Origin of the sequence: Spirillospora sp. NPDC049652 (assembly GCF_040675125.1) — a bacterium.
Classification (GTDB): Bacteria; Actinomycetota; Actinomycetes; order Streptosporangiales; family Streptosporangiaceae; genus Spirillospora.
Window position 1 is genome coordinate 1 of record NZ_JBFAOF010001197.1, and the last position, 1898, is coordinate 1898.

Here is a 1898-nt window from a genome sequence, read left to right on the forward strand (position 1 = left end):
CGGCCGGCCGGCAGACGCCTCCGGGAGCCATCCGCGCGCCGAGCCGTCGCCGGTGATCGTCAGCGTGCCTCCTCGGGCGTCGGTCAGTGCGCGCAGGCGCCGCTCCGCCGCATCGCCCTCCGGTGCCCGCCCGGACACCGTGACGCCTCCAACGGAGAACGCGACCGTGATCGAGCCACCGGCGGCGAGGAGCTCCCGCGCCATCTGGTGCACCGCGACTTCGAAAGCGGGCGGCAGCGGTCTGCGCTCGCCGGTGAAGCGGGCGGTCGTTCCACGCCGAGCCGCCAGGGCGGCGATGCCGTCGACGGTCGGCGGCGGGTCGCCTCCGTCGTCGTGCTCCCGCAGGTCGGAGAGGAGTTTCCGGAGTGCGGCCAATCCCTCCTTGGCCTCGGTGAGGACGGCGTCGAGGCGCCCGGCGTCGGCTTCGGCGACGACGTTCCGCGCATGCCGCCGGGCGGTTCGGCGCAGGCCGTCGGAGATCCGCAGGCGCTCGGCCTCGGCGGCCGCGGACGCCTCCCGGCGCAGCCGCTCGCGCTCCTCCGCGGCGCTCGCGTCCCGCCGCCTGCGGCGCGCGGCGCTGTGGGTCCCGAGTGCCCAGACCGCCAGGCACGGGACCGCGAGTGCCGCGGCGAGGACCGTCCAGGCGGCGGCACGGTTTCCGGTGATGCCGTCACCGGCGGCGAGGGCCGCCCCGCCCACGGCCGCGACGGCGAGGGGCGCGGGCCAGGTCCGTCCGGCCGGTGAGAACGCCGCGACCGCGTAGACCAGCGCCAGTTCGACCCACCAGTACCAGAGGAACACGTCGCTGAGCGGCGGCCCGGGCCAGTCGGCCAGGTCCAGGCCCAGCCACATCAGGAGGGTGCCGAGGGCGAGGGCGAGCGCACCACGGGGCGCGTGCCTCCGCCACCAGAGCGCGGACGCGTGCACGGTGAACAGCAAGGCCAGGCACACGCCGAGGAGCGGTGAGGAGAAGGGGTCCGGGTCGCTTCCCGGCGGCAGCTCGGCACCGAGGGACAGCGCGATCGCCAGGACGACCAGGACCGCGTCCAGCGCGGCCGGTCCCCGCCAGCCGCCCGGACCGGTCAGCAGGGCACCGAAGGCGGCACCGCATGACCGCCGCACAAACGAGGCCGGGGACGCGTCGTCGGGCTGGTCGCCTGAACCGCGCTCCCGGACGGGCACAGGCGCGGATGCGGCGGTGAGAGGGAACTCGGCACGAACCGTCCAGCCACTGCCGTCGGGACCGGCGGAGAACGAACCGCCGAGGGTTCGTGTGGTGGAGCGTAGTCCGGCCAGGCCGTGTCCCGTGCCGAGGCCCGGCGCCGCCGGAGGGCCGCCTTCGTCGGTGACCGTCACGCTGAGGTGTGTGGGGGTCCCCTCAAGCACGACCCGGCGAGCACCTGAGGAGTACCTGAGGGCGTTCGTCAGCGCCTCGCGCACCACTCGATGGGCGGCGGCGGCGACATCAGGTGGCGCGGTGGCGGCCGTGCGCCGGTAGTCGACGTCCGGATGTCCGGCGACCAGCGTGTCGATGTCGTCGAGGGTCGCGGTTCCTGCGGCCTCGATGAGGCGGTCCAGTTCGTCCACGGCCTGCCGCGCCGCGCAGGCGGCATGGCGGGTGGCCTCCGCCGCCATGTCCGGATCGGCGAGGCGGCTCGCCGCCGCGGAGGAGACCACGATCCCGGTGAGCCTGTGCGCCGCCACGTCGTGCAGTTCGGCCATCAGCCGCTCGCGCTCCGCCTCGGCGGCGAACCGCGGGATCGCGGAGGCACCGGCCTGGTAGGCCGCGAGGGCCGCCCGGTCTGCCCGCCTGCGCCGCCGCGATCTCCCCGAAGCCCAGAGCGTCGCGGCGCCGCCCGCCGCCAGCAGGCCCACACCCGCGGCCGTCCTCGGTGCCG

1 protein-coding gene is annotated in these 1898 nt (G+C 76.1%); it reads right to left on the reverse strand.

What is annotated here, in order from left to right; genetic code table 11:
• Positions 1–1898, reverse strand: a 1898-nt coding sequence (locus tag AB0J52_RS38505; RefSeq protein WP_500187970.1) for an ATP-binding protein, incomplete at both ends; no start/stop codon positions are given.